At 71.0% G+C, this 23,958-nt stretch carries 23 protein-coding genes; 9 read left to right on the top strand and 14 right to left on the bottom strand.

The genetic code is table 11. The features are described 5' to 3' along the window. From ftsH to dacB, 5 genes are all read right to left on the bottom strand, one after another. Positions 1 to 1,395, bottom strand: a 1,395-nt coding sequence (gene ftsH, locus VJ976_RS11095) for an ATP-dependent zinc metalloprotease FtsH (RefSeq protein ID WP_324100283.1), incomplete at its 3' end; no start/stop codon positions are given. A gap of 124 nt (positions 1,396 to 1,519) precedes the next feature. After that, positions 1,520 to 2,071, bottom strand: coding sequence for a hypoxanthine phosphoribosyltransferase (hpt, locus tag VJ976_RS11090; protein WP_324100282.1), 552 nt, complete (start codon positions 2,069 to 2,071; stop codon positions 1,520 to 1,522). A 9-nt stretch (positions 2,072 to 2,080) separates the two neighbouring features. Next, on the bottom strand, positions 2,081 to 3,097 hold the full coding sequence (gene tilS / locus VJ976_RS11085) for a tRNA lysidine(34) synthetase TilS (RefSeq protein ID WP_324100281.1): 1,017 nt from the start codon (positions 3,095 to 3,097) through the stop codon (positions 2,081 to 2,083). Between the two features lie 57 nt (positions 3,098 to 3,154). After that, a complete protein-coding gene (locus VJ976_RS11080) occupies positions 3,155 to 4,309 on the bottom strand; it encodes a zinc-dependent metalloprotease (protein WP_324100280.1) in 1,155 nt (384 codons plus the stop codon). Between the two features lie 23 nt (positions 4,310 to 4,332). After that, entirely contained in the window at positions 4,333 to 5,709 is a 1,377-nt protein-coding gene (gene dacB, locus VJ976_RS11075; protein ID WP_324100279.1) for a D-alanyl-D-alanine carboxypeptidase/D-alanyl-D-alanine endopeptidase, read from the bottom strand. Between the two features lie 172 nt (positions 5,710 to 5,881). Here dacB and VJ976_RS11070 point away from each other — a divergent pair, with 172 nt between their 5' ends. Beyond that, the gene (locus VJ976_RS11070; RefSeq protein WP_324100278.1) at positions 5,882 to 6,400 is read left to right on the top strand and encodes an inorganic diphosphatase; all 519 of its coding nucleotides are present in this window, start codon (positions 5,882 to 5,884) and stop codon (positions 6,398 to 6,400) included. A 23-nt stretch (positions 6,401 to 6,423) separates the two neighbouring features. After that, positions 6,424 to 7,200 carry an adenosylcobinamide-GDP ribazoletransferase gene (locus tag VJ976_RS11065; protein WP_324100277.1) on the top strand — a complete coding sequence of 259 codons (777 nt, stop codon included), beginning with the start codon at positions 6,424 to 6,426 and terminating at the stop codon, positions 7,198 to 7,200. 32 nt (positions 7,201 to 7,232) lie between these two features. Here the strand turns inward: VJ976_RS11065 and VJ976_RS11060 are convergent, their stop codons facing one another. Together VJ976_RS11060 and VJ976_RS11055 are read right to left on the bottom strand one after the other, a co-directional pair. After that, positions 7,233 to 9,782 (bottom strand): MMPL family transporter, encoded by a 2,550-nt coding sequence (locus VJ976_RS11060; RefSeq protein WP_324100276.1) that lies wholly within the window; start codon positions 9,780 to 9,782, stop codon positions 7,233 to 7,235. A 32-nt stretch (positions 9,783 to 9,814) separates the two neighbouring features. After that, the gene (locus VJ976_RS11055; RefSeq protein WP_324100275.1) at positions 9,815 to 10,417 is read right to left on the bottom strand and encodes a TetR/AcrR family transcriptional regulator; all 603 of its coding nucleotides are present in this window, start codon (positions 10,415 to 10,417) and stop codon (positions 9,815 to 9,817) included. Between the two features lie 214 nt (positions 10,418 to 10,631). Between VJ976_RS11055 and VJ976_RS11050 the strand changes: the two genes are divergently transcribed. Beyond that, positions 10,632 to 11,777 (top strand): acyl-CoA dehydrogenase family protein, encoded by a 1,146-nt coding sequence (locus VJ976_RS11050; RefSeq protein ID WP_324100274.1) that lies wholly within the window; start codon positions 10,632 to 10,634, stop codon positions 11,775 to 11,777. Between the two features lie 22 nt (positions 11,778 to 11,799). Further along, positions 11,800 to 12,564 (top strand): SDR family NAD(P)-dependent oxidoreductase, encoded by a 765-nt coding sequence (locus VJ976_RS11045; protein WP_324100273.1) that lies wholly within the window; start codon positions 11,800 to 11,802, stop codon positions 12,562 to 12,564. Between the two features lie 10 nt (positions 12,565 to 12,574). Here the strand turns inward: VJ976_RS11045 and VJ976_RS11040 are convergent, their stop codons facing one another. Further along, positions 12,575 to 13,588, bottom strand: a complete 1,014-nt coding sequence (locus VJ976_RS11040) for an NAD(P)-dependent alcohol dehydrogenase (RefSeq protein WP_324100285.1) — start codon at positions 13,586 to 13,588, stop codon at positions 12,575 to 12,577. Between the two features lie 311 nt (positions 13,589 to 13,899). Further along, positions 13,900 to 14,043, bottom strand: a complete 144-nt coding sequence (locus VJ976_RS11035; RefSeq protein WP_324100272.1) for a hypothetical protein — start codon at positions 14,041 to 14,043, stop codon at positions 13,900 to 13,902. Here VJ976_RS11035 and VJ976_RS11030 point away from each other — a divergent pair. After that, positions 14,042 to 15,139 carry an SGNH/GDSL hydrolase family protein gene (locus VJ976_RS11030; RefSeq protein WP_324100271.1) on the top strand — a complete coding sequence of 366 codons (1,098 nt, stop codon included), beginning with the start codon at positions 14,042 to 14,044 and terminating at the stop codon, positions 15,137 to 15,139. The genes VJ976_RS11035 and VJ976_RS11030 overlap by 2 nt on opposite strands. Here the strand turns inward: VJ976_RS11030 and VJ976_RS11025 are convergent. Next, positions 15,136 to 16,329: a lipase family protein gene (locus tag VJ976_RS11025; protein ID WP_324100284.1), complete on the bottom strand. Its 1,194-nt coding sequence runs from the start codon at positions 16,327 to 16,329 to the stop codon at positions 15,136 to 15,138. The two genes, VJ976_RS11030 and VJ976_RS11025, sit on opposite strands and share 4 nt — an antisense overlap. An 83-nt stretch (positions 16,330 to 16,412) precedes the next feature. Between VJ976_RS11025 and VJ976_RS11020 the strand changes: the two genes are divergently transcribed. Next, positions 16,413 to 16,802: a DUF2237 domain-containing protein gene (locus VJ976_RS11020; protein ID WP_324100270.1), complete on the top strand. Its 390-nt coding sequence runs from the start codon at positions 16,413 to 16,415 to the stop codon at positions 16,800 to 16,802. A gap of 63 nt (positions 16,803 to 16,865) precedes the next feature. Here VJ976_RS11020 and VJ976_RS11015 read toward each other — a convergent pair whose 3' ends face one another. The 4 genes from VJ976_RS11015 to VJ976_RS11000 all read right to left on the bottom strand — a co-directional run bounded on the left by VJ976_RS11015 (position 16,866) and on the right by VJ976_RS11000 (position 22,347). Continuing rightward, positions 16,866 to 18,029, bottom strand: coding sequence for a polysaccharide deacetylase (locus tag VJ976_RS11015; protein WP_324100269.1), 1,164 nt, complete (start codon positions 18,027 to 18,029; stop codon positions 16,866 to 16,868). A gap of 223 nt (positions 18,030 to 18,252) precedes the next feature. Next, a complete protein-coding gene (locus VJ976_RS11010; protein WP_324100268.1) occupies positions 18,253 to 19,065 on the bottom strand; it encodes a DUF6281 family protein in 813 nt (270 codons plus the stop codon). A gap of 70 nt (positions 19,066 to 19,135) precedes the next feature. Then, positions 19,136 to 20,515, bottom strand: a complete 1,380-nt coding sequence (locus tag VJ976_RS11005) for a pyridoxal phosphate-dependent decarboxylase family protein (protein WP_324100267.1) — start codon at positions 20,513 to 20,515, stop codon at positions 19,136 to 19,138. A gap of 44 nt (positions 20,516 to 20,559) precedes the next feature. After that, positions 20,560 to 22,347 (bottom strand): choline/carnitine O-acyltransferase, encoded by a 1,788-nt coding sequence (locus VJ976_RS11000; RefSeq protein WP_324100266.1) that lies wholly within the window; start codon positions 22,345 to 22,347, stop codon positions 20,560 to 20,562. Between the two features lie 156 nt (positions 22,348 to 22,503). On the opposite strand from VJ976_RS11000, the gene VJ976_RS10995 reads away from it, so the two are divergent. Genes VJ976_RS10995 through VJ976_RS10985 form a run of 3 tightly spaced genes read left to right on the top strand, consistent with a single transcriptional unit; the run spans position 22,504 to position 23,935 of the window. After that, entirely contained in the window at positions 22,504 to 22,875 is a 372-nt protein-coding gene (locus tag VJ976_RS10995; RefSeq protein WP_324100265.1) for a metalloregulator ArsR/SmtB family transcription factor, read from the top strand. Beyond that, positions 22,872 to 23,366: an SRPBCC domain-containing protein gene (locus VJ976_RS10990; protein ID WP_324100264.1), complete on the top strand. Its 495-nt coding sequence runs from the start codon at positions 22,872 to 22,874 to the stop codon at positions 23,364 to 23,366. Before VJ976_RS10995 ends, VJ976_RS10990 begins: the two co-directional genes overlap by 4 nt. After that, the gene (locus tag VJ976_RS10985) at positions 23,363 to 23,935 is read left to right on the top strand and encodes a TIGR03086 family metal-binding protein (protein ID WP_324100263.1); all 573 of its coding nucleotides are present in this window, start codon (positions 23,363 to 23,365) and stop codon (positions 23,933 to 23,935) included. Before VJ976_RS10990 ends, VJ976_RS10985 begins: the two co-directional genes overlap by 4 nt. Positions 23,936 to 23,958: the final 23 nt, after the last annotated feature.

Raw genomic sequence — 23,958 nt, 5'->3', positions numbered from 1 at the left:
CAGCACCATCGTGTACCCCAGCGCACGACCACGCGGGAGGATGGTGATCTTGCTGACCGGGTCGGTGTGGCGCATCGCCGCGGCCACGAGCGCGTGCCCGCCCTCGTGGTAGGCGGTGATCTTCTTCTCCTTGGCGCTCATCACCCGGCTGCGCTTCTGTGGCCCCGCCATGACCCGGTCGATCGCCTCGTCGAGGTGGTGGTCCTCGATGGTCTTCTCGTCCTTGCGGGCGGCCAGCAGGGCGGCCTCGTTCAGCACGTTGGCCAGGTCCGCCCCGGAGAAGCCGGGCGTGCGCTTGGCCGTGGTCAGCAGGTCCACGTCCTGCGCCATGGGCTTGCCCTGGGCGTGTACCTGAAGGATGGCGTGACGCCCGATCATGTCCGGCGCCTCGACCGCGATCTGCCGGTCGAAGCGGCCGGGACGCAGGAGGGCGGGGTCGAGGATGTCGGGGCGGTTCGTGGCGGCGATGAGGATGACGTTGGTCTTGACGTCGAAGCCGTCCATCTCGACGAGCAGCTGGTTCAGGGTCTGCTCGCGCTCGTCGTGTCCGCCGCCCAGGCCGGCGCCCCGGTGGCGGCCGACGGCGTCGATCTCGTCGACGAAGATGATGGCCGGTGCGTTCTCCTTGGCCTGCTCGAAGAGGTCGCGCACTCGCGAGGCACCGACCCCGACGAACATCTCGACGAAGTCCGAACCGGAGATGGAGTAGAAGGGCACCCCCGCCTCGCCCGCGACCGCACGCGCGAGCAGCGTCTTCCCCGTCCCGGGAGGGCCGTAGAGCAGCACACCCTTGGGGATCTTCGCGCCGACATCGAGGAACTTGCGGGGTTCGGAGAGGAACTCCTTGATCTCGTGCAGCTCCTCGACGGCCTCGTTCGCCCCGGCTACGTCCTCGAAGGTCACCTTGGGCATGTCCGGAGAGGCCAGCTTGGCCTTGGACTTGCCGAACTGCATGACGCCGCGACCACCGCCCTGCATCCGCATCATCAGGAAGAGGAACAGCCCGAGGATCAGGATCAGGGGCACGAGCGTGAGGAGCAGCGAGACCAGCCAGTTCTGCTGGGCCGGGTCGTCGGTGAAGCCCTGGGTCGGTGGGTGGTCCTCCAGGGCCTGCACCACCATCTCGCCGCGGCTCTCCACGTAGAACGCCTGCACCTGGGTGGCCTCGGTGACCTCGTCGTTGCTGAACTTCTCGCCGTTGACCAGGTCGAGGTCCATCCGGTCGGGAGTGATGGTGGCCGAGGCGACCTTCTCCTGGTTGATGAGCTTCAGCGCCTCGGAGGTCTCGATCCGGCTGTACGGGCTCGTCGAGGTCAGGGCATAGACCAGCACCCCGAAGCCGATGATGAGGGCCACCCACAGCCAGGGGCTACGACGCTGCTTCTTCTTGCTCATCGATGTCAACAGGCGGTGCCTGCCCTGCTCCTTCGAGTTGGAATGATGATGCGCACTGGTCTAGCGCCTAACGCGCGGGCACATACCAGTGTTCCAGACCGACACGCCAGTGGTCGGCTCCGGCTCAGCTGTACATGTGCGGCGCGAGGATGCCCACCTCGCGCAGGTTGCGATACCTCTCCGCGAGGTCGAGCCCATACCCGACCACGAACTCGTTGCCGATGTCGAACCCCACGTACCGTACGTCGATCTCCACCTTCGCCGCCTCCGGCTTGCGGAGCAGGGTGCAGATCTCCACCGACGCGGGGCTGCGCGAGAGCAGGTTCGTGCGGATCCAGCTCAAGGTGAGACCGGAGTCGATGATGTCCTCGACGATCAGCACGTGCCGGTCGGTGATGTCGGTGTCGAGGTCCTTGAGGATCCGCACCACGCCCGAGGACTTGGTGCCGGACCCGTAGGAGGACACGGCCATCCAGTCCATCTCGGCCGAGCCCGGAAGCGCCCGCATGAGGTCGGCCATCACGACCACCGCGCCCTTGAGCACCCCGACCAGGAGCACCTCCTTGTCGTGGTAGTCCGCCCAGATCTGCTGACCCAGCTCTTCGAGCCGCTCACGGATCGCGGCCTCGGTCAGCAGCACCTTCTCCAGGTCGGCGCCCATCTGCTCAGCGTTCACAGGGCACAGTTAACCTCCCCGCCGGTCACGAAGCCAGATCACGCCGTCCTCGCGATGCACCCGACGGTGTCCGGGCAGGTCCACGGCGCCCTGGCCGTGCCAGTCGGACACCAGGGCGTCCACCGCCCGCAGATGCACCGCGGCCAGGCTCGAGCCGGGCACCCCGGCCTCCAGGGCCATCCGTCGCCAGAGCCGGGTGCGCACCGCGGCGGGGTGAGCGAGCACTGCCTCCACCGGCCAGGGCGGGAAGCCGAGCTCGTCGTAGGCGCGATCGCTGATCTGGTCCAGCGCCTCACCGTCGGCGCGCAGCAGGTCGGCCGTGCGCGCCAGCGCAGGCCGGAGGTCCTGGCCCAGCCCGGCCTCGAGGTCGGTGAGCACCTCGCGCACCCGGACCCGGGTGAACTCCGCGTCCCGGTTGTGCGGGTCCGCCCAGGTGGGCAGCCCGGCCGTCTGGCAGGCCTGCACCGTCGCCCGGCGCGACACCCCGAGGAAGGGCCGCAGCAGCCGTAGCGCCGGCCGGCGGGGGTGATCGGTATGACCGAACGCGCGGGCGGGTGGCATCCCGGACAGCGAGCGGCCGCCGGAGCCGCGCAGCAGGCCGAGAAGCACCTGCTCCGCCTGGTCGTCGCGGGTATGGCCCAGCAGCACGGCGACGGCCCCCTGCGCGGCAGCCCCTCGGCGCAGCGCGGCGAAGCGCGCAGTGCGGGCAGCGTCCTCGGGGCCGGTGGAGCCCGGTGCGACTTCGGCGACATCGACACGAACCGGGCTCAGCCCGAGCTCGGAGCAGGTCTGCGCAGCCTGCTGGGCGACCGTTTCGGACCCGGGCTGAAGCCGGTGGTCCACCACGCTGGCCCCGACCGTTCCCCCCAGCCGTGGCACGACGAACGCGGCGGCGAGCGCCAAGGCGACCGAGTCGGGGCCGCCGCTGCACGCCACCAGGAGGTGCTGGCTCTGGAGGCCCTCGCCCGACAGACATGCGCGCAACGCGTCCCGGCAAGCCTGTTCCGCGCGGGGGGGACCGGTCACCGCCGCGCTCGCGCTCGGCGGCAGGCCCGGCCGGGGACGTGGTCGGCGTCGATGGTTCTACCCGTGTACGCGGGCGACCCACGCGGCCGGGTCGGCGATCTCGGCCGCCCGCGGCAGGGCCTCGGGATCGGACCAGACCTGGTTGAACCCTTCGATCCCCACCCGGTCGATCACGGCCCGGACGAAGACCGCCCCGTCGCGGTACTGCCTCATCTTGGCCTCCATCCCCAGCAGGCGCCGCAGCAGCACGTCGACCACCCCCGCTCCTGCCCGGCGCTCGGTGAACTTGGCCCGGATCTCGGCGACGGACGGGATCACCTGGGGGCCGACATCGTCCATGACGACGTCGGCATGCCCCTCCAGCAGTGACATCACGGCGGTGATCCGTGCCAGCTCTGCCCGCTGCTCCTGGTTGGCCAGCAACGTCGTGATGTCGGTCTCGCCGCGCAGCACCGACGGCAGTCCGGTCACCAGCGCCCCCATGCGCTCGCCGAGCTCGGAGGGCGTGGGTGCCATGGACGTGCTCAACGACCGAGCACTGTCGATGATGTGCTGGCGCAACCACGGCACGGCCGTGAACTGCACCCGGTGGGTCTCCTCGTGCAGGCACACCCAGAGCCGGAAGTCCCGCCGGTCCACCTCGAGCTCACGCTCGGCAGCCATGATGTTCGGCGCGACGAGCAGCAGCCGGGGCACACCTGCCGGGGCGAGGTCGTACTGGCCCAGGACCTTGGTGCTCACCCACGAGAGCAGACCGGCGACCTCGGCACCGCTGACGACTCCGCCGACGCGCTGCCCGAGCTCCGAGGGCTCAGCCGGCCCACGACCACCGGTCTCCTGAGCCGAGCGGCGGGCCATGACACTGTCGATGACCGGGCCGACCATGGACTCCAGCGAGGCCGTGTTGGCACGGATCCAGCCCGGACGGTCCACGACGAGCGCGCCGGCCGCGTCGGGTGGGGCAGACATCCCCGTGGTCTGGGCTACAGGCTCGACGGCCTCGAGCGCACTGGACCGTAGCTGCGCCACCGCATCCTTGATCTCGATGCGGCTGGCCTTGGGGCCCGAGGGCACCAGCCGCCCGGCGGAGGCGGAGGCGAAGTTCCAGTCGACGTGCTGCCGAGCACCCGAGGTGGAGTCCTGCCCGGTCTGGCCGCTGGGTGCAGGCTGCGGCGACGCCGCGTCGCGAGTGGTCTTGAACAGACGGGTCATGCCCCCAACGTAATCCCGGAACCTCAGCAGCCGCAGGTCGCCATCCGCGTGACCACGTCATCGACGGCGGCGCGGGCCGCGACCTCCGCGGGCCCAGAACCGATGTCGGTGGCCGTCAGAGCGAACACCAGAAGCCGCCCGTCGTCGGTGGTCACGGTTCCGGCCAGGGAGGTGACCCGCGGCAGCGAGCCGGTCTTGGCCCGGACCAGGCCTCGCGCGCGTCCGGCGCCGGTGACGGTGAAGCGGTCGGCCAGAGTTCCGCTGTATCCGGCGATCGGGAGCCCGGTGAGCACCGACTGCAGAGCCGGATACCGGCCTCCGGCTCCGGCGACCAGCACGTCGGCCACCAGGCGCATCGGCAGGCGCGTCCCGTCCGAGAGTCCGGAGGTGTCGGCCAGGGTGGCGCCAGCGGCGTCGATGTCGTAGGCCTGCTGCACCGTGTCCAGCACCCAGGAGTTCACCTCCTGCTGGCCCGTGCCTGCGCCGTCGGCGACCGCCCCCTGACGGGCCAGCTGCTCGACCATGGCGTTGTCGCTCGTGGCCAGAGCCAAGGCCAGGACATCGCGCAGTGGCGCCGAGGTGACCTCCCCCAGGACCTGGGTCGAGGAGGGCGCCCGGCGACGGCGGATCTCACCGGGGTCCACGGCCACGCCTTCGTCGCGGAGCCGGTCGCGGAAGGCCTCCGCGGCGACGAGCGCGGGGTCGGCCGGGGCGGGGTCACCCGGCAGAGCCCGGTCGCTCTCGAGGGCCAGCATCGAGATCCGGCCGGTGTAGCCGTTGTCCAGCCAGAAGGCGGTCCAGCCCGGAGCCGCCCGGGGGCCCGACGCGTAGGACAGGTCGAGCTCCACCGTGACCGGCTCGTCGACGTCTCGCTCGCGCAGCGAGCGGGCCGTCTGTCGCGCCAGGTCCGCCAGTCCGGCCCGGCCGGCAACCCCGTCGGGGCTGCCCCGACCCGCGGCGAGGAGCTGGTCTCCTCCTGCCACCAGCACCACCCGGTTCGCCCGGGAGCCCTGGACCGTCGCCGTCGTGAACGTGCGGTCCGGCGCCAGCGTGGCCATCACCGCGGCACCGGAGACGAGCTTGGTCGTCGAGGCGGGCACCAGGGGCGAGCTCCCCCGGAAGTCGACGAGGCGCTCACCGGTCAGCGCGTCCCGGACCACCAGTGACCGAGCCGTCCGGGCACCGAGCGCCTCAGAGGTCCACGGCCTCATGAGGCGACGCTGCAGGGTCTCGGCGTCGGGCGGGGTCCCCGCGTCCGCCGGAGCGAGGGCGTCGTCGACCTCGGTCGGCAGCGCCGGGCGTACCGCGGCGGCCGCGCTGACACGGTCGGCCGGCGCGGGCCCCGGAGTGGGGGCGTCGACCGTTGCCGGGGCGCTCGTCGACATGGCGGCGATGACCATGACCGCACCCAGGGCAGTAGCCGCCCGGCGACGTAGCCGACGTCGCCGGTATCGCCTCACCGAGGCCCCTTTCGTTGCCGAGCGCTGCTGGTCTTCGTGCAGCGTAGGTGAGTGCGCCGGGTACGGCATTCACGACCTCGCCGTGCGCGCAGGGGTATGACATTCTTCGGCTATGCGCTTCGACGTCACCATCGAGATCCCTCAAGGCAGCCGCAACAAGTACGAGGTCGACCACGAGACCGGGCGCATCCGGCTGGATCGGATGCTTTTCACCTCCACGCGCTACCCGGCCGACTACGGGTACATCGAGGAGACGCTCGGCGAGGACGGCGATCCGCTGGATGCGCTGGTGCTGCTCGACGAGCCGACCTGGCCGGGATGCCTGGTGGAGGCACGTCCCATCGGCATGTTCCGGATGCGCGACGAGGCCGGCGGGGACGACAAGGTGATCTGCATGCCGGCTGGTGACCCGCGCCAGGACGACATCGTGGACCTCGAGGATGTCGGAGAGCACCGGCTGCTGGAGATCCAGCACTTCTTCGAGGTGTACAAGGCCCTGGAGCCGGACAAGACGGTCGAGGCCTCGCACTGGGTGGGGCGCGAAGAGGCCGAGCAGTGCTACGAGGAGGCGGTCGAGCGGGCCAAGCAGGAGGGTATGACGACCCGCCGCTGGCCCGGCCCGCCCCACTGAACCGTCGGGGTCACGATCGACGAGTGAGCCCTGCTCAGCCCGGGCGAGCCGCGCCCGCAGCCACCGCGCTCGACCTCCTGACCCGACTGCCGCTGGGTCGCTGGCGGAGCCGTCATGCCAGCGACCTGGCCCGCTCGACGCCTTGGTTCCCCGTGGTGGGGCTGCTCGTCGGCGGGTTGGTCTGCGCCACCGTGGTCGGCGTCGACCGGGTCGCACCCGAGTGGGTCGCCGCCGCAGCGGGAGTCGTGGCCGGCCTGCTCGTCACCGGAGGCCGGGACGAGGACGGGCTGGCCAAGATCGCCGACAGCAGCGGGGCGTCGACGCCGGCGCAGCGCCTGGCCGTCATGCGGGCCACCCGGGTGGGAGGGTACGGGGCGCTCGCGGTGCTGTTGGTGTCGACGGTGCGCTTCGCGTCCCTGTCCGCCGTGGCGGGCGCGGGCTGGACCGTCGTGGCCGGCGTCGTTCTCACCGCGCACGTCCTGGGGCGCTGGGGAAGCGTGGCCCTCTTGATGTCGCAGCCGTACGCCCACCCTGACTCACCCCTCGGGCGCATGGCCTCGAGCGTGGGCCGACGTGAAGCCGCGCTGGCCTCGGTGAGCAGCCTCGCGTGGGTCGTCGTGGCGGTGGCGCTGCTGGGACCATGGGCGGTGGCGGCCGTGCCGGTCGCGCTGGCGGTCCTCGCCTTGGCGGCCTGGTGGTTCCGCCGCAGCCTGGGCGGCCTCACCGGTGACGCGTTGGGGGCGACGACCATCGCCGTCGAGCTCGCCGTGCTGCTGCTGGGCGCACTCGTCTGGGGCTGAGGCCGCGGGTGCCACCGGCGCTGGCCAGCCGCTCAGCCTTCCTGGTTGATGAGCTGGGCGATCCGCTCGGGGCGATGGCGCCCGGCGCGGGGACGCTGCCTCGGGCTGCTCGGCGACGCCTCGGGCCCGGTGTTCGGCCGCGGCTCCGGCTGCGTGTCCGGGCGGAGCCCCGGATGCGCGCGTTCCAGCGCCTTGCCCTCCACGTCGACGTCGGGCAGCACCCGGTCGAGCCACCGCGGCAGCCACCAGGCTCGCGCCCCGAGCAGGTACATCAGCCCGGGGATCAGCACCATCCGCACCACGAAGGCGTCGAGGACGACCGCCGTGGCCAGACCGAAGCCGATCGAGGTGATGATCGGGTCGTCCTCGAACATGAACGCCGCGAAGACCGAGGTCATGATGACCGCGGCCGCGGTGACGACACGCGCCGAGTTCCGGAAGCCGTCGACCACGGCCTCACCGGTTTCGGCACCGTGGACGTGGGCTTCGCGCATCCGCGTGACGAGGAACACCTGGTAGTCCATCGCCAGGCCGAACACGACGCCGATGAGGAAGATCGGCATGAAGCTCACGACGGGCTGGCCCTCGAAGATCCCCAGCGCACCCTCCTGAAAGACCGCCACCGTGGCGCCCAGGGTGGCCAGCACCGAGAGCAGGAACCCGAAGGTGGCCGTGAGGGGCACCAGCAAGGAGCGGAACACCACCGTGAGCAGGATGAACGCCAGACCGACCACCACCGCGAGGTAGACGGGCAGGGCATCGTTGAGGCGGTCGGAGACGTCGGTCGTGATCGCGGTGAGCCCCGTGATGCCGATGGTGGCCCCCGTCTGGTCCTCGATACCGGGCTCGCCGTCGCGCAGGTCGGTCAACAGCTCGCCGGTGGCGGGGTCGTCGGGCCCGCTCTGCGGCACCAGGAGCAGCTGGGCTCCGGGTGGGGCCCGCTCGGCGCTCTGTGCGGCGCCCTGCTCGGTGGCAGGCTTCTGCTGCTCCTCGCCCGCCTCGCCCTGAGCCGCACCGCCTCCGAGCGCGGCCAGGTCCAGCACACCCACGACGTCGTCCTGGCCCGCGGCCCAGTCGGCCACCTCTGCGGTGGTCTCGGCGCGGTCCTCCTCGGGCACGTCGCGTAGGTCGACCACGATCTGGAACGGCGCCTCGCGGCCGGGTCCGAAGCCGTCGGCGAGCAGCTCGCTGGCCTGGCGCTGCGTGGTGTCCGAGGGGGCGGTGCTGTCGGTGGGGAACGCCAGGTACAGGTCCTTCAGCGGTATGGCCAGCGCACCGAGGCCGACGATGACGACGGTTACGGCCAGCACGGGAGCCCGCCCGACGAGGCGGGCCCAGCGCACCCCGTTGTTGAGGGTCCGACCGTGGTCGTCGCGGGCGGGGCGGTAGCGACGCACTCGGCCGCCGAACGCCCGGGACCCGAGCATCCCCAGCACCCCCGGAAGCAGCGTGAGGGCAACGAGCACGGCAACGAAGACGGTCGCCGCCGCGGCCAGACCCATGGTGGTCAGGAACGGGATGCGCACGACCGACAGAGCGGAGAGGGCGATGAGGACGGTGAGACCGGCGAACACCACGGCAGACCCGCCGGTACCGACCGCGACGCCGATCGCCTTGGCGCGGTCGTCGGTGTGCTCCAGCTCCGTGCGGTACCGCGCCAGGATGAAGAGGCAGTAGTCGATGCCCACGGCGAGGCCGATCATGGTGGCCAGCACCGGGGTCGTCGAGCCGAGGTCGAGGAAGGCGGTCGACGTGTACACGCCACCGAGACCGATGGCCAGGCCCACGACGGCGGTCAGGATGGGCAGGCCCGCCGCGACGAGCGAGCCGAAGGTGAGCAACAGCACCACGAGGGCCAGGCCGATGCCGATGAGCTCGGTGGAGCCGCCCGGAGGGGCGAAGGACTGCATACCGGGGCCGTTGGCCTCGACCCGCAGTCCGTCGTCGCGCGCGGTATCGCCCATCGCTTCGAGCACGGCATCCTGGCTGGCCGGCTCGACATCGCCCACGGTCTCGACGTCGAAGTCGAAGGTGATGACGCCGATGCGACCGTCGGGGCTCACGTTCGACAGCGCTGCCGCAGCGGCCTGCTGCTGCTCGGAGAGCTGTGGAGCGCCGGCGGCGCCCTGGTCCCCGCCTTCGCCGCTGCCTTCGGTGCCGGCTGCGCTCTGTTCGCCCGCGCCCTGTTGTTGGGCCTGCAGCGCGGTGACCGGGTTGACCGCCGCCTGCCCCTCCTCGGTGGACAGGGCGCCGGGCACCTGCGGCCCGTCGGCGATGTTGTCGATGAGGCTCTCGACCTGGCCCGCATAGGGGTCCTCGGCCAGGCTCCGACCCTCGGGCGCGGCGACCACGACGTTCACCGTGGCCGAGTCGAACGCGTCACCACTGTCGCCGAAGATCTCCGCCTGCAGGTCCGAGGCCTCCTCCGACGGGATGCCGGGGATGGAGAACGAGTCCACCAAAGGCTTGGAGAAGGCGGCGGCCGAGCCGAGCAGGGCCACCAGGAGGGTCAGCCAGACGACGAGGGTGACCGGCCACCGCCGGAAGGCGGTACTGCCGAGGCGGTAGAGGAACGTAGCCATGGGGGACTCCTGGGACGTGGGGTTCGCGCTGTCTAGCTGCCGAGCAGCGAGCGTGCGGTGGTGAGGGCGCGGTCGAAGTGGATGAGGACCGGACGCTCGTGAGGGTCCTCGATCGCGTCCTGCCACGCGGAGTCGAAGATCGCAGCGAGCAGGTTGACCGCCACCCGGGCACGCTGCGCCTGGAAGGCCGGCCCCTCTCGCGCGGCGATATGCCTGACGACCTCTGCGCTCAGCTGCTCGTACCGGCCCTGGAGGGCGGCCAGAAGGCGGGGCTCGCTGCGCAGCACCCGGTGCCCCTCCGCCAGGCGGTCACGTGCGGCAAGGTCCGACTCCAGCAGCGGGACGACGAGGGTGCGCAGGTCGGACACGAGGTCGTGCTCGGGGCCCCCGGCTCGGAAGGTCGCGACCGCGTCGGGGTCCAGCTCCGGCCACGGGCCCAGCACTGCATCGAGCTTGCCGGGGAAGTAGTTGAACAGGGTTCGACGCGAGACACCGGCGGCGGCGGCGAGGTCTTCCATCGTGAACCCGTCGAGACCGCGCTCTTCTGTGAGCCCGCGCGCGCAGCCGTTGATGCGCTGCAGGGTGACGTGACGCTCACGCTCCCGCTTGTTGCTGCACCGTGCACTCTTGAACACAGAGTGCATCTTGCACTAACAACCTGAAAGTGCAAACGTGCTCCGGGCAGCTCAGGTGCTGCGGGCCCTGGGCCGGGTGAAGCCCGCCCTGGACGAGAACGGGTACGACCACGCGTGGGGCCCTGGAGCAGATGCGCGGGGTACACGAGTCCAGCACAACGGATGCGACCGGGGGACCGCCGGTTGCCGCCACGTCAGTCGCTACAGTTCGGCCATGGCCGTGCAGCGGGTGCTTCCCACCGAGGAGGCGGAGGACCTGCTGGCCCTGGTGCGCGAGATCGCCGCCGAGGAGCTGCTGCCCGCGGCGGACGCCGCCGAGGCGGAGGGGCGGTTTCCGCGCGAGATCTACACCATGCTGGGTCAAGCGGGGCTGCTGTCCCTGCCCTACCCCGAAGAGCTCGGCGGCGGGGGGCAGCCGTACGAGGTGTACCTCCAGGTCGTCGAGGAGATCGCCTACGCCTGGATGTCCATCGGGGTCGGGGTCTCGGTGCACTCGCTCACCTGCTTCCCGCTCGCCCAGTTCGGGACCGCAGAGCAGCAGCATCGGTACCTGCCCGCCATGCTCTCGGGCGAGACGCTCGGGGCCTACTGCCTGTCCGAGCAGCAGTCGGGCTCCGACATCGCCAGCATGCGCACCCGGGCGGTCCCGCGCGAAGACGGGTACGCCGTCTCCGGGACCAAGGCGTGGATCAGCCACGCCGGCGATGCCGACTTCTACTCCACCTTCGCCAGGACCAGCGACGAGGGTGGGCGCGGCCTGTCCTGCCTGCTGGTGCCCGGTGACGCGCCGGGCCTGTCCTTCGGCGCGCGTGAACAGAAGATGGGCCTGGCCTGCGACCCGGTCGCCGAGGTCATCTTCGACGACGTCGTCGTCGAGGCCGACCGCATGGTCGGCCAGCCCGGCCAGGGCATGAGCATCGCCCTGGCCGCGCTGGACTCGGGCCGGATGGGGATCGCCGCCACCGCCACCGGGCTCGCTCAGCGCGCACTGGACGAGGCAGTTGCCTACGCCCGTGAGCGTGGACAGTTCGGCCGTCCCATCATCGAGCACCAGGGCCTGGCCTTCCTCCTGGCCGATATGGCGGCGGCGGTCGGGGCAGCCCGCGCGTCGTATCTGCACGCGGCTCGCCTGCGCGACGCCGGCCACCCGCACTCCCTGGAAGCCTCGGTCGCCAAGCTCACGGCAACGGACGCCGCGATGAAGGTCACCACCGACGCCGTCCAGGTCCTGGGAGGGTACGGCTACACGCGCGACTTCCCGGTGGAGCGATTCATGCGCGAGGCCAAGGTGACCCAGATCTTCGAGGGCACCAACCAGATCCAGCGGCTGGTCATCTCCCGCCAGCTGCAACGCAAGTAACCCCGACCGCTCAGGAGTCACCGTGCAGATCACCTCAGACGTCGTCGCCCTGGTCACCGGCGGCGCCAGCGGCCTCGGCGAGGCCACCGCGCGCCGCATCCTCGACGAAGGAGGGTCGGTCCTGCTGGTCGACCTGCCCGGCGGCCGCGGTGAGGACCTCGCCGCCGAGCTGGGCGAGCGCGTTCGCTTCGCCCCCGCCGACGTACGGGACGAGCGGCAGGTGCGCGACGCCATCGCGACAGCAGGCGAGCTGGGCACGCTGCGAGTCGTGGTGAACTGCGCCGGGGTGGCCACACCCGGCCGGATCCTGTCCAAGCGCGGCACGCTGGGCCTCGAGGACTACCGGACGGTGGTCGAGACCAACCTGATCGGCACCTTCAACGTGCTGCGGCTGGCCGCGGAGGCGATGGCGGGCAACGAGCCGGTGGACGGCGACCGCGGTCTGGTCGTGATGACGGCCTCCGTGGCGGCCTACGACGGTCAGATCGGGCAGGCCGCCTACGCCTCGTCGAAGGGTGGGATCGTCGGCCTGACCATCACCGCCGCCCGCGACCTGGCCAGCAAGGGGATCCGGGTGATGACGATCGCGCCGGGGGTGATGGAGACCCCGATGATGGAGGGGCTGGGCGAGGACGTGAAACAAGGCCTCGAGGCGATGGTGCCGCATCCCTCTCGGCTCGGCCGGCCCAGCGAGTATGCCGCGCTCGTGGCCCACCTGGTAGCGAACCCGCTGCTCAACGGCGAGGTCATCCGCCTCGACGGCGCGTTGCGGCTCCCGCCACGCTAGCCCTCCGGGGCTACTCCTGGCCCGGTCTGACGATGGCCTTCACTGCCTTCGGGTCGCGGCTGGCGGCGGTCAACGCAGCCTCGACCTCGGAGAGGCCGAAGTGCCCGGTCACCATGAGGTCGAGGTCCACCCGGCCGGAGGCGACCAGTTCGATCGCCGTCGGCCACGTGTTGGCGTAGCGGAACGCGCCGGTCAACGTCAGCTCATGCTCCTGGATGTGCGGCAGGGGGAGGGTCACTTCGTCGCCGCCCATCCCCACGAGCGCGACCCGCCCGGCGCGACCGACGACGTGCACGGCGTCCCAGGTCGCGCGGCCGTTGCCGGAGCATTCGATGAGCACATCGGCCGACAGCCCGGCCTCCTCCAGCGACGTCTGGCTCACGTCGAGCACCCCCACGCCGGCGGACTGGGCGAGCTCGAGCCGGTGGGCGTTGACATCGGCCACCGTCACCGACCGGGCGCCGTAGGCGCGGGCCGCCATCGCGCTCGCGAGACCGATCGGGCCGGCTCCGTTGACGAGCACGCTGTCCTCCGGCGCGACGCGGGTGCGCCGGACCGCCCATACCCCCACCGACAGCGGCTCGATCAGGCCGGCGGCGTCGTCACTGACATGGTCCGGCACCGGATAGACGAAGCCGGCAGGCATCGCGACATACTCCGCGAAGGCGCCGTCGTAGGGCGGGGTGGCGAAGAACCGCACGCCCGGGCAGAGGTTGTAGCGTCCGAGCAGACACTGGCGGCACTGCCGGCAGGGCACCCCTGGCTCGATAGAGACCCGCTGGCCCTCCCCGAGCGAGGTGACCTCGGAGCCCACCTCGGCCACCACGCCCCCCGCCTCGTGCCCGAGCACCAACGGTGAGTCGACCACGTGCGGCCCGATCCTGCCGTGCTCGTAGTAGTGCACGTCGGAACCACAGACGCCGACCGAGCCCACGCGCACGAGCACCTCGTCCGGGGCCGGGGTAGGCCGGGGTCGCTCCTCGACCGCGACGTCACGCTCCCCGCGCAACACGCTGACCCGCATCGTCTCCACAGATACCGCTCCTTCGGCCGAGCTTGATGACCCCCACGTGTGCACGACTTGAACGTCGGCACACCTACGGTGCTCAGGTGTGAGCCTAGAGCAACAGGGCTCTGCGACAGGGAGATGACCGTGGAACGAGGGCACTCCCCCGGGATCGGCCTGACCCACACCCTGCTCCCGCGTCGACGCTGCACGAGGCCCTCTCGCCCGTGGAGCAACGTCTGATGCGTGACTCCCCCTGCGGGCCGACCTGTCCGGCGTGCTGCTGGACGCGCGGGGGCGCGAAGTCCGGACCGCGATCACCGACCGCCTCAAGGGTCGGCGAGGCTCCCGCAGCATGCGGCTGCCACCTCGGCGCTGGATCGCCAGTGCACGACCAGGAGCAGGTTCGGGTTGGTCCACAGCCTGGTCAACATCGTTGTCACCAGGTCCGCGCTGGTCCACACTCCTGCCATGTCTTCACGACGGCCTCTCATCGCACTCGCGGGGGCAGTCGCCCTCGCTCTCCTCGCCCCGCTGCAGACCCAGGCGGCGGGCTCGGCCTACGTCGCCCTGGGCGACTCCTTCAGCGCCGGAACGGGCACCCGGGCGCCGACGGACGGGTGCTACCGCTCCCCCTACGGATACCCGGCCCTGATCGCGGAGGCCCGCGCGCTGGATCTGGACTACCAGGCCTGCTCCGGCGCGGACACCTTCGACGTGCTGGCCAACCAGGTCGGGGCACTGGGAGAGGACACGACGTACGTGACCATGACGGTGGGCGGCAACGACGTCGGCTTCTCCCCCGTGGTCACCGAGTGCGCGCTGCCGTGGTGGATCAGCGACTGCTACGGAGCGATCGGGCAGTCCCGGAGCATCCTCACCGGCGCCCTGCCGGGGCGCTTCGACTCGGTGTTCAGCGCCGTCGCGAGCAAGGCGCCGAATGCCGCCGTCGTCGTCGGTGGCTATCCCAGGCTGTTCAACGGACAGGACTGCAGCTGGGCGACCTTCTTCTCCCGCCGAGAGATGCGAGCACTCAACGCGGCCACCGACGACCTGGACGCACTGATCCAGCAGCGTTCCACCGCGAACGGCCTCGACTACGTCGACCCCCGGCCCGCGTTCGATGACCATGCGGTGTGTGACGACGAGGAGTGGATCAACGGCTTCACCTTCCCCGTCGGGGAGTCCTTCCATCCCAACCGGGCGGGTCACGAGGCCTACGCCAACGTGTTCTGGCCGGGAGCCGGGACCACTGGGCTGAACCGTCTGGAGGCACAGCGGGGCCCGCACAAGGCGGAGTCAGGGCCGCTGCGCACTGGGTCGGCGGCGCAGGCAGTGCTCGACATGGACCTCACGAGTCCCAGCAACCTGCGCCAGGCCCGCGCAGCGGGGGTCAGCACGGCGCAGATTCGGGTCGCCGAGCGCGAGCTGCGCTCGGCCGACCCCACTCGTCAGGCCCGCGGCCTGGAACGCCTGCACCGCTTGGACGACAGCGGGCCGCGCGGCTTCGGCGGCAGCCCACGCAGACCATCCACGGGCCCGGTGCGAGACGCCGAGCCGCAGCGCTAGAGGCGTCCGCACGACGAGGCGGCAGGCTGGCCGGTGAACCGTCGGGCGGTCCAGTCGAGTAGGTCAGGGGCCAAGGCCGAGTCCTCGGCGACCAGGTTGAGGTGACCCCGGCCCGGGTAGGTCCGGTAGTCCACGTCGGTCCCTTCCGCGCAGCGCGTGCGCACGTAGTCGGCCTGCACCGACGGGGAGACGACCCGGTCACGCTCGCCCTGCGCCACCAAGAGCGGAACGTCCACCGAGCCGCTGGGCACGTTCGCGGTCAGCCGCTGCCCCAGCGTTCCGGTGTCCGCGGCGCGCTCGAAGACCGAGTCGCCGAGCAAGGCCGACTCGGCCACGGCCAGCACCGCGTCACCACCGATCAGGCACCGCTGAGCCAGGCTCTCCAGAGCGCGCTGCGTCTCCTCGTCGACGTAGTCGCTGGCGTCGACATCGTCGTACACCGTTTCGTAGGCGCGCAGCACGTAGGCGGCGAAGATGGTGCCGCCAGGAGCTGCGGTCACCCCGTCGATGAGCTCGGGTAGGTCACTCGCCGGCGCCATGGCGGCCACGCCCCGCAACGGCACCTCCGGTGCGTAGTCCGGTTGCAGCTGGGCAGCCCACAGGGCGGCGTGGCCGCCCTGCGAATGACCCCACACGGTGGTCTCCTGCGCGAGCGAGAGATCCGGGATCGAGCGGGCGGCGCGCACCGCGTCCAGCACTGACCGACCTTCACCCTGGCCGATGAGGTAGGGATGCGGCCCCGGGGTGCCCAGCCCGATGTAGTCCGTCGCGACGAACACCCATCCCCGGTCGAGCACCCTCTGCACCGCCACGGCTCCCCCGGTCTGCAGAGGCTCCTCGGCCAGCGAGGGCGCGCAGGCTCGCGCGTACCCGCTGGTGCCGTGCGCCCAGGCGACGACCGGTGAGGGCTGGTCGGTTGCCTCGGTGTCGGCGATGACCAGCCCGGTGGACTCCGCCGGCACCCCGTCCTCGCGGGTCGTCGTGTAGCGGATACGCCATGCCCGGGACGAGGGCGGCATCCCACGCGTGAAGGTCTCTGCGCTGAGCAACCGGCCCGGACCGGCGGGCGGCTTGGCCACGGGAGCCTCACGGCTCTGCAGCCCCGAGGAGGATCGATCCGGCGTGACACCGATCGCCACCGCGGCCACGACGGCGAGCGCGATGACACAGATCGCGACGATCCGGTGCATGGTGCTCACGCTTCAGTGTGACTCGCGTGGCGGGCGCTGACGGTGCGGGGGCACGCAGGTGCCCCGTGGGCCATGATGGGTCGGTGGACGAGCGCAACGTGCTGGGCGAGGAGCTGCAGGAATGCAGCACCGATCCGATGACCGGGTTCTTTCGGGACGGGTGTTGCTCCAGCGGGCCCGAGGACCAGGGCAGCCACACGATCTGCGCCGTGGTCACCGCGGATTTCCTGGACCACCAGCGCGAGCTCGGCAACGACCTGACCACGCCCCGGCCGGAGTACCGCTTCCCTGGCCTGACCCCAGGGGACCGCTGGTGCGTCACCGCGATGAACTGGGCCCGCGCCTACGCCGACGGCCGGGCGGCGCCGGTGGTGCTGGCCAGCACGAACCGGCTCGCGTTGCAGATCGTGCCGCGGGAGGTCCTGGCCGAGCACGCGGTCGATGTGCCCGAAGACCTCAGCTCCCTGGACTGACGAGCTTGGCGCTGCTCCGGGGCCGGCTCGGGCGCCGCCAGCGCGAGCGCCAGAGGTGAGTGCTCAGCGGCTCGGCCTTTGGTCGGCCACCGGGGGCTGGGCGAGAATCTCCTCCAGCACCGCCGGGTCCTGCAGCTCCATCCACGCGATGACGTCCTGGTATGTCGCGCAGTAGGTGTCAGGCTCGCCGCACACCTCTTTCATGAAGTCGGCGGTGGGTGGGTTGAACGAGTCACCGTTCCATCGGTTGAAGTGCCCGGCGACGAGAAGCGGAGCACGGTTGCCGTCGTAGGTCTGCTCGAAGAGATAGTCATACGTCTCGCGTACCTTCGCGCGCACCTCCGGTGCGGTCTCGGGCTGCGAGACACCTCCGTTGTAGGAGACCCAGAAGTTGTAGTCCATCACCGTCGTCATGCCGAAGGCCGGCGAGTAGGCGAACGGCATAGCGAACTCCCAGATGCCGTCCTTGCGCTCGGGCCAGGAGATCCCCGGCGAAGGGCTCGGGATCGAGGAGTCGTAGGTCAGCCCATGCGCCTTCCAGGCCGGTACGAGCTCATCCCACTGTCCCTCCAGACAGGGAGTACGGCCGCCGCGCACGGCCTCGGGGGGCACCCGCAGGTCGTCGACGTCGTCGGGATAGCCGTTCATCTGCTTCCAGCCGCGCATCATGGCGAAGAACTGTTCGAGCTCGCTGTCCCAGTCGGCCGTCGTCCAGTCGTCTCCACTGGGCTCGTGACCGGCGCAGAAATGGCCGTTGTAGTGCGTGCCGATCTCGTGACCTCGCGAGTAGGCCTCGTTGAGATCGTCGACCTGGGTCAGGATCTGCGGCCGGGGGCCCCCGTAGCCGATCGAGGCCACCCCCGGCGCGTGCCCGGGCCCGTCGTAGACAGCCTTCTCCTCGGCACGGTCGCCGAGGAGGTACAGCCCCGTCAAGAACGTGGTGAAGCGCGCGTCGTGCACCTCGGCGGCGTCCAGGAAACGTTGCCAGTTCGTGTGGCCGGCACCGCCGTCAAAGGAGAAGATCACGAACTGTGGCGGCTTCTGCCCCTTCTTCAGCTTTTCCATCGGAATGTTGGTTTCCGCTGGCTCGATCGGGCCACGCTTGTCGGCCTCTTTCACCTCGGTCAGCTGCATCGTCTCCAAGAATGCACCGACATTGACGATGGCCTGCGTGTTCTCGGGCGAAGCCGACGATGTCGCCTCGGGAGGCTTCTCGGCCGTGAGCATTCGAACCGCCATTACCGTGCACAGGGCGGCCACAAGACCGGCAATGGTGAGCATCGCGGCGCGTTGGGCCCTTCTATTCCCTCTTTCCCCCGCCATTGCACCAGAATGTCATCTGAGAATGCACACATTGTTGAGGCCGAAGCCGTGTCGGCCGGTGACCATCGACCAACGACGCCGACATCCGGCGCCGACGGGCAGCCGTGCTCACCCGGCTCATTGCCCTCTACTCCGCCAGCCGCCACGACGTGGCGCGGAACCGTCCCGCGGTGCACACGACGGCGATGTCCAGGTGGGCACCGTCGCGCAACGCCGCCGCCACGAGCTCGGCGTCGTCACCCCCGTCGGTGGTGGCAGTCACCTGCACCTCGATGGTGACGCTGGAGTACCTGGCCAGGGGCAGCGACGCACCCTCGTCGGCGACGAGGGTGGCCAGGTAGGGGGGGCGCGGCTCGAACTCCTCCTCACCGATCGGTGCCTCGACGCCGACCAGCCGGCCGGTCACAGTCGACTCGCCGGCCGCCGTGCAGCCGACCGGCTCGGTGAGCTCCTGCAGCTGCTCCGGTAGCGCGGACTCGCGCCCCTCGATCCAGACCACCCCGTCGGCCATCAGGGCGACATGGGGCTCGACCCCGGGCACCGTCCATACCTCCAGCTCCTCGCCCCCGGCGTACTGGCCGTCGGCACAGGCCGGCGTGGTCGCCACCCCCAGAGGCTCCCCTCGTCGCGGCACCCGGAGCGGGTCGCCGTAACCGGCGTAGGTCCGCCCGTCAAAGACGATCTCGGCGGCGCACGAGGAGTCCGGCGACTCGGTCTCCCCACTCATCGCGGCAAGCCAGGTACCGCCGGCCACCAGCGCGACCACGGTGGCGGCAACGGCGAGGGTCCACGCCAGCCGCCGCCCGACGCGCGCGGGCGCAGTGGCGGAGTCCCCTACGCCACTGCCAGCGGTCCGGCTCTGCTCGATCTGCTCCACTCCTCCTGGACGCACACGGGTCGAACTGTTGCTCTCCGGTCCTTCGGGTCCGGACTCAGGCACGGTGCGTTCACCTCAACCTTAGAGGTCGCGGCGCCGGCGCCGGTGCCGCCATTGATGCCACCTCGTGGCGTTACGGCACGTCATCGAGCTCCTCGACCGCTCGCCGGACTGCCGCCAGGCTGAGCCGCACGTCCTCCTGGCTCGTGGCCCAGTTGCTGACCGAGATGCGCAGCACCGCGCGTCCCTGCCAGGTGGAGCCCGACATCCAGGTGGTCCCGTCCTCGAGCACGGCCGCCACGACCTGGCGGGTTCGTGCGTCGGACCCGAACCGCACGCACACCTGGGTGAACACCACCTCGTTGACCACCTCGGCACCCGGAATGTCCGCGACGGCGGCAGCGAAGGACCGCGCATGGGCACAGAGCCGGTCCACCAGCTCCACCACCCCTGAGCGCCCGAGGCTGTGCAGGGTCGCCCACACCGAGAACGCCCGGCCCCGACGGGACAGCTCGGGCACCTTGTCGACGGGCTGACAGCTCTCGTCGCGGATCAGGTAGGCGCCGGTCACCCCCATTGACGCCTGCAGGGCCGCCTCGTCGCGCACCACCACGAGGCCGCAGTCGTAGGGCACGTTCAGAGTCTTGTGGGCATCCGTCGCCCAGGAGTCCGCACCGTGGACTCCGTCGACCAGGTGAGCATGGGTCGGCGACGCCGCGGCCCAGAGCCCGAAGGCCCCGTCCACGTGCACCCAGGCGCCGTGGTCGTGCGCCATCGAGCACAGGGCCGGGAACGGGTCCGACCCGCCGGAGTGGATGTTGCCCGCCTGCAGCACGACGAGCGTGGAGCCCGGGCCGCCGTCGGCCAAGGCCTGCGCGAGGGCGTCGGGGCGCATCAGCCCCTGCACATCGACGGCCACCGTCTGCGGCTCGCCCAGCCCCGCATACCGGAGCGCGACGTCGACGGACACGTGTCGCTCCTCGCCCACCAGCACCCGCACCGGCGGACCTCCCGCGAGGCCACGGCGCGCCGCATCCCACCCCGAGCGCCGCAGCACCTCGTCGCGACCGGTGACCAGCCCGGTGAAGTTGGCCATGGTCGCTCCGGTGGTGAAGCCGACGGCGCTTTCGGCCGGCAGACCGAGCAGCTCCAGCAGCCACGAGGAAGCCAGGTCCTCCACCGCGGTGTGGGTGGGCGTCAGGTCGCGCAGCCCGGAGTTCTGGTCCCAGGCGGTGCTCAGCCAGTCGGCGGCCAGGGCCGCCGGGTGCGAGCCACCGATCACGAAACCGAAGAAGCGCCCGGCCGCCATGGCGTTGAGACCTCGCGCTCCCTCCTGCCCGAGCAGCTCGACGGTGTCTTCCGGGGGGCGGGGGCTCGGGGGCAGGGTCGTACCCAGCGCCGCCATGACCTGCTCCGTCGTAGCCTGCGGGGGCACAGGCCGCTCCGGCAGGCTCGCCAGCCACGCGTCGGTATGCCGGCGGGCAGCGTCCAGTGCCGCCGCGAAGTCCTCCATCTGGTCAGTGTGGCGCGGCGGAGGCGCAGCGCACCAGCCGCACGCTACTGATCCGCGGTCCGCTCGCCGGCGAGGCTGTCCAACAGGGTCGTCAAAGCGGCGGCCGCCTCATCGAGGCGAGCCACGAAGGTCCCGACGTCACGGGCCTGCGTGCGGTGCGAGGTCACCAGGAACTCGTAGACGTCCGGCAGCGCCGTGTAGTTGACCCCCAGGCCTCCCTCGCTGGTCGGGGCGAAGCACATGCCGACGATCTGGTCGTGGTCCCCGATGCTGGAGGTGGACAGGAAGTCCGTCTTCAGACGCCCGTAGCTCACATCATCGAGCACCGGGAGGCGCACGCCGCGTGCCGCAGCGATCGAGGCCAGCCCGGTCAGGTGCCGGTCGATCCCCTGACCCGTCTTGCATGCCTTGATCCACTCTTTGTGGGCCACCAGGGCCGCGTTCAGATGCCGCGCCTGCGCGGTGCCGTCCCTGAGCGCTCGCACGAGGTCCACCGCCTCGGGAGTCACCGAGCGCAGGCACTCCGTCCGCCCGGCGCTGTAGTGGCGCGTGTCGACGGCCTCGTAGGTGCTGCGCACCCGTTCGTAGGTGGAGAGCTGCGCATACAGCATCATCCACTGGCACAGCGCGTCGTCGCTGACGCGGAACGGTAGGTCGGCCGGCACCGGGCGGGCGACCCGCACCGTGTCCAGTCGCAGCTGCCCCGCCTCCTGCTGGTAGGCATCGAGCTCCACCCTCAGCTCGGTGGCGAGGTCGTCCGGATAGGTCCATTCCACGCTCTCGACGGGTGCGGACGCGTACGCGGGGTCGGCCCGGGCAGTCCAGACATCGGACTGGGCATGCCGAAGCACAGCCTTGAGCGTGGCCGCGTCGACCTGGCTGTGCTCGAGGTGCATGCCCACGAAGTCGTCGACGAGACTGACCTGGTAGGTGATCGGCGTGTAGGCCCAGGCCTGCCCCGGCGAGAAGGCAGCACGCCACAGGTGCTCCTGCGTGCTCCCCGCGGCGCGGTCGAGGTGGACCACGAACAGCACCTCCGCGAGCCGCTCGTAGACGCGCTGGTTGGCCGGGTCGTCCAGGAGCCGGTCCAGGTACGCCGACGCCCGGGCGCTGCCGAGGTAGGAGACGGCGGTGAAACCCGGGTCGAGGGCGGGCCCGGCGAGATCGGCACGGTGGAGCGCTTCCTGGATGGACTGGGCAAGCGTCTCGCGTGCCAACGGATGACCAGCCGAGTCGCTGACCTGCGCCACGACGAACCGGTCGTCCACCAGCAGCCCCACCTCTCGCCGCTGGGGGCTGTCGTCGGCCGGGCGGAACTCGTCCGTACTCGTCCCCGGGTGGCGCAGCCCTCCTGCGAGCACCTCTCGCTGCAGTCCGCAGACGCGTTCACCGCGGGGCGTCTGCTCGACGGGGAGCTCGCCTCGCAGCCAGGCGAGGTGCACCCCGGCCAAGCGCTGGATGACACCGGCCGCGTGGGCGGCGTGGGCGGTGTGGGTCTGCGCGGACACCTGAGACGCCGCCGCTGCACCCGGCTCCGAGCTGCGGGGGACAGGCGGGCGAATCTGGAAGCCCACGCTGCTGGTCAGAGGAAGGGGGGTGCGCACGTCCAGGTAGCCACGCAACCAGGCGGTGGAAAGCCAGCTGCGTCCGGCCGTCCGCTCCGAGGCGGCGAACTCCTCGAGGGCGGACTGGCAGACGGGGCCGACCCCGTCCAGGGTGCGCTGCACCGCGTCGCGCGCTTCGTCCTGCTCCTGCCGGCTCAGCAGGGGCTGCACCGCGACCAGATACTTCTGCAGGGTCTGGGTCAGCGGCGGCACGGGCAGGGGGTCCATGCGGTCAGTCTGCCGTCGATCGTGCCCGTCCGCCGGTGAAAGCTCAGGGCGCACTCGACCCACCGGAGCCGTCCTCCCGTTCTCAACTCTTTGGTTGACGACCACCGAACACCTCGCCTAGGTTGTATCCAACCGTTTGGTTGAAAAGGAGGTCGCATGGCCGACCAGCTGTCCCGGGTTTTCGCAGCGCTCGCCGACCCCACCCGGCGGGACATCATCGACCGCCTGAGTAGCGGCGACGCGACGGTCACCGCCATCGCCGCGCCGTACGACGTCTCCATCCAGGCGGTGTCCAAGCATGTCAAGGTGCTCGAGGATGCCGGTCTGGTCACCCGCAGCCGGCAGGCCCAGCGGCGCCCGGTCCACCTCGAGGCCGAGGTGTTCGACCTGGCCAGCATGTGGCTCGAGCGCTACCAGCGCCGGGCCGAGGAGCGCTTCCAGCGTCTCGACACCCTCCTCGACGACCTCGACGAGGACGGCACCCCGCTCACCCACCCTCGAACAGCCCAGAAGGGACAGGCATCGTGACCACGCCAGGCACAGACATCACCCGAGCCCGGATCGAGGCGGACGAACGCGTCCCCATGATCCACATCTACCGCGACTTCGCCGCCACCCCGGCGCAGCTGTTCCGGGCGCATACGGACCCCGACCTGTTCGCCCGGTGGATCGGCCCCGCCGGCATGGGCGTCGACATCGGCTACTGGGACGCCCGCGACGGCGGGTCGTGGCGGTACACCGCCGGCCACGGCGAGGAGTCGACGGCGTTCCGCGGCTGCTTCCACACCGTGAGCGAGGAGCGCGTCGTGCAGACGTTCAGCTGGGAGGAGATGCCCGACGCTGTCGCCCTGGAGACGCTGACTCTCGATGAGATCGGCGCCGGCCGCACCCGGCTGCACGCCACGAGCCTGTGCGGGTCCTTCGAGGCCCGGGACGGCTTGTTGGCCAGCGCCATGGAGACCGGCGTCAACGACGGCTACGACGCGATCGACCGGATGCTCGAGGCAGGAGAGCTGTGAGCGGCCTGCCTTCGGAGCCCGCGGCACGGCATCGAGCCGTCACCGAGCGGTTCACCGCGATCGTCCGCGCGACCGACAGCTGGGACTGCGCTACGCCTGTGCCCGGTTGGCTCGCGCGCGATGTGGTCGCTCACCTCGTCGGATGGTTCCCCGGCTTCCTCGCCTCCGGAGCCGACGTGCGGCTGCCCACCGGGCCGGCGGTCGAGGACGACCCCCGAGGCGCGTGGGAGCTTCAGGCTGTCGCCGTCCAACGACTGCTCGACGACCCCGAGACGACCGGCCGAACCTTCTCGAACCCCCATACCGGGGACCATCGCCTCGACGAGGCCATCGACCGCTTCTACACCTCCGATGTCTTCATGCATACCTGGGACCTGGCGCGGGCCACCGGAGCGGACGACAGCCTGGACGCTGCCGAGTGCGCGCGGATGTTCGCCGGGATGGAGCCCATGGCCGACCTGCTGCTGGCCTCGGGTCAGTACGGACCACAGGTGCCAGTGCCCGACGACGCGTCGGCTCAGGACCGGCTGCTCGGCCTCATCGGGCGCGACCCGGACTGGCGGCCCTAGGTCAGCGCTCCGTCGACTGGGAG

The organism is Ornithinimicrobium sp. (genome assembly GCF_035267225.1).
GTDB lineage: Bacteria > Actinomycetota > Actinomycetes > Actinomycetales > Dermatophilaceae > Ornithinicoccus.
The sequence above is the reverse complement of the archived record's forward strand: the minus strand, read 5'-3'. Positions and strand labels throughout refer to the sequence as shown.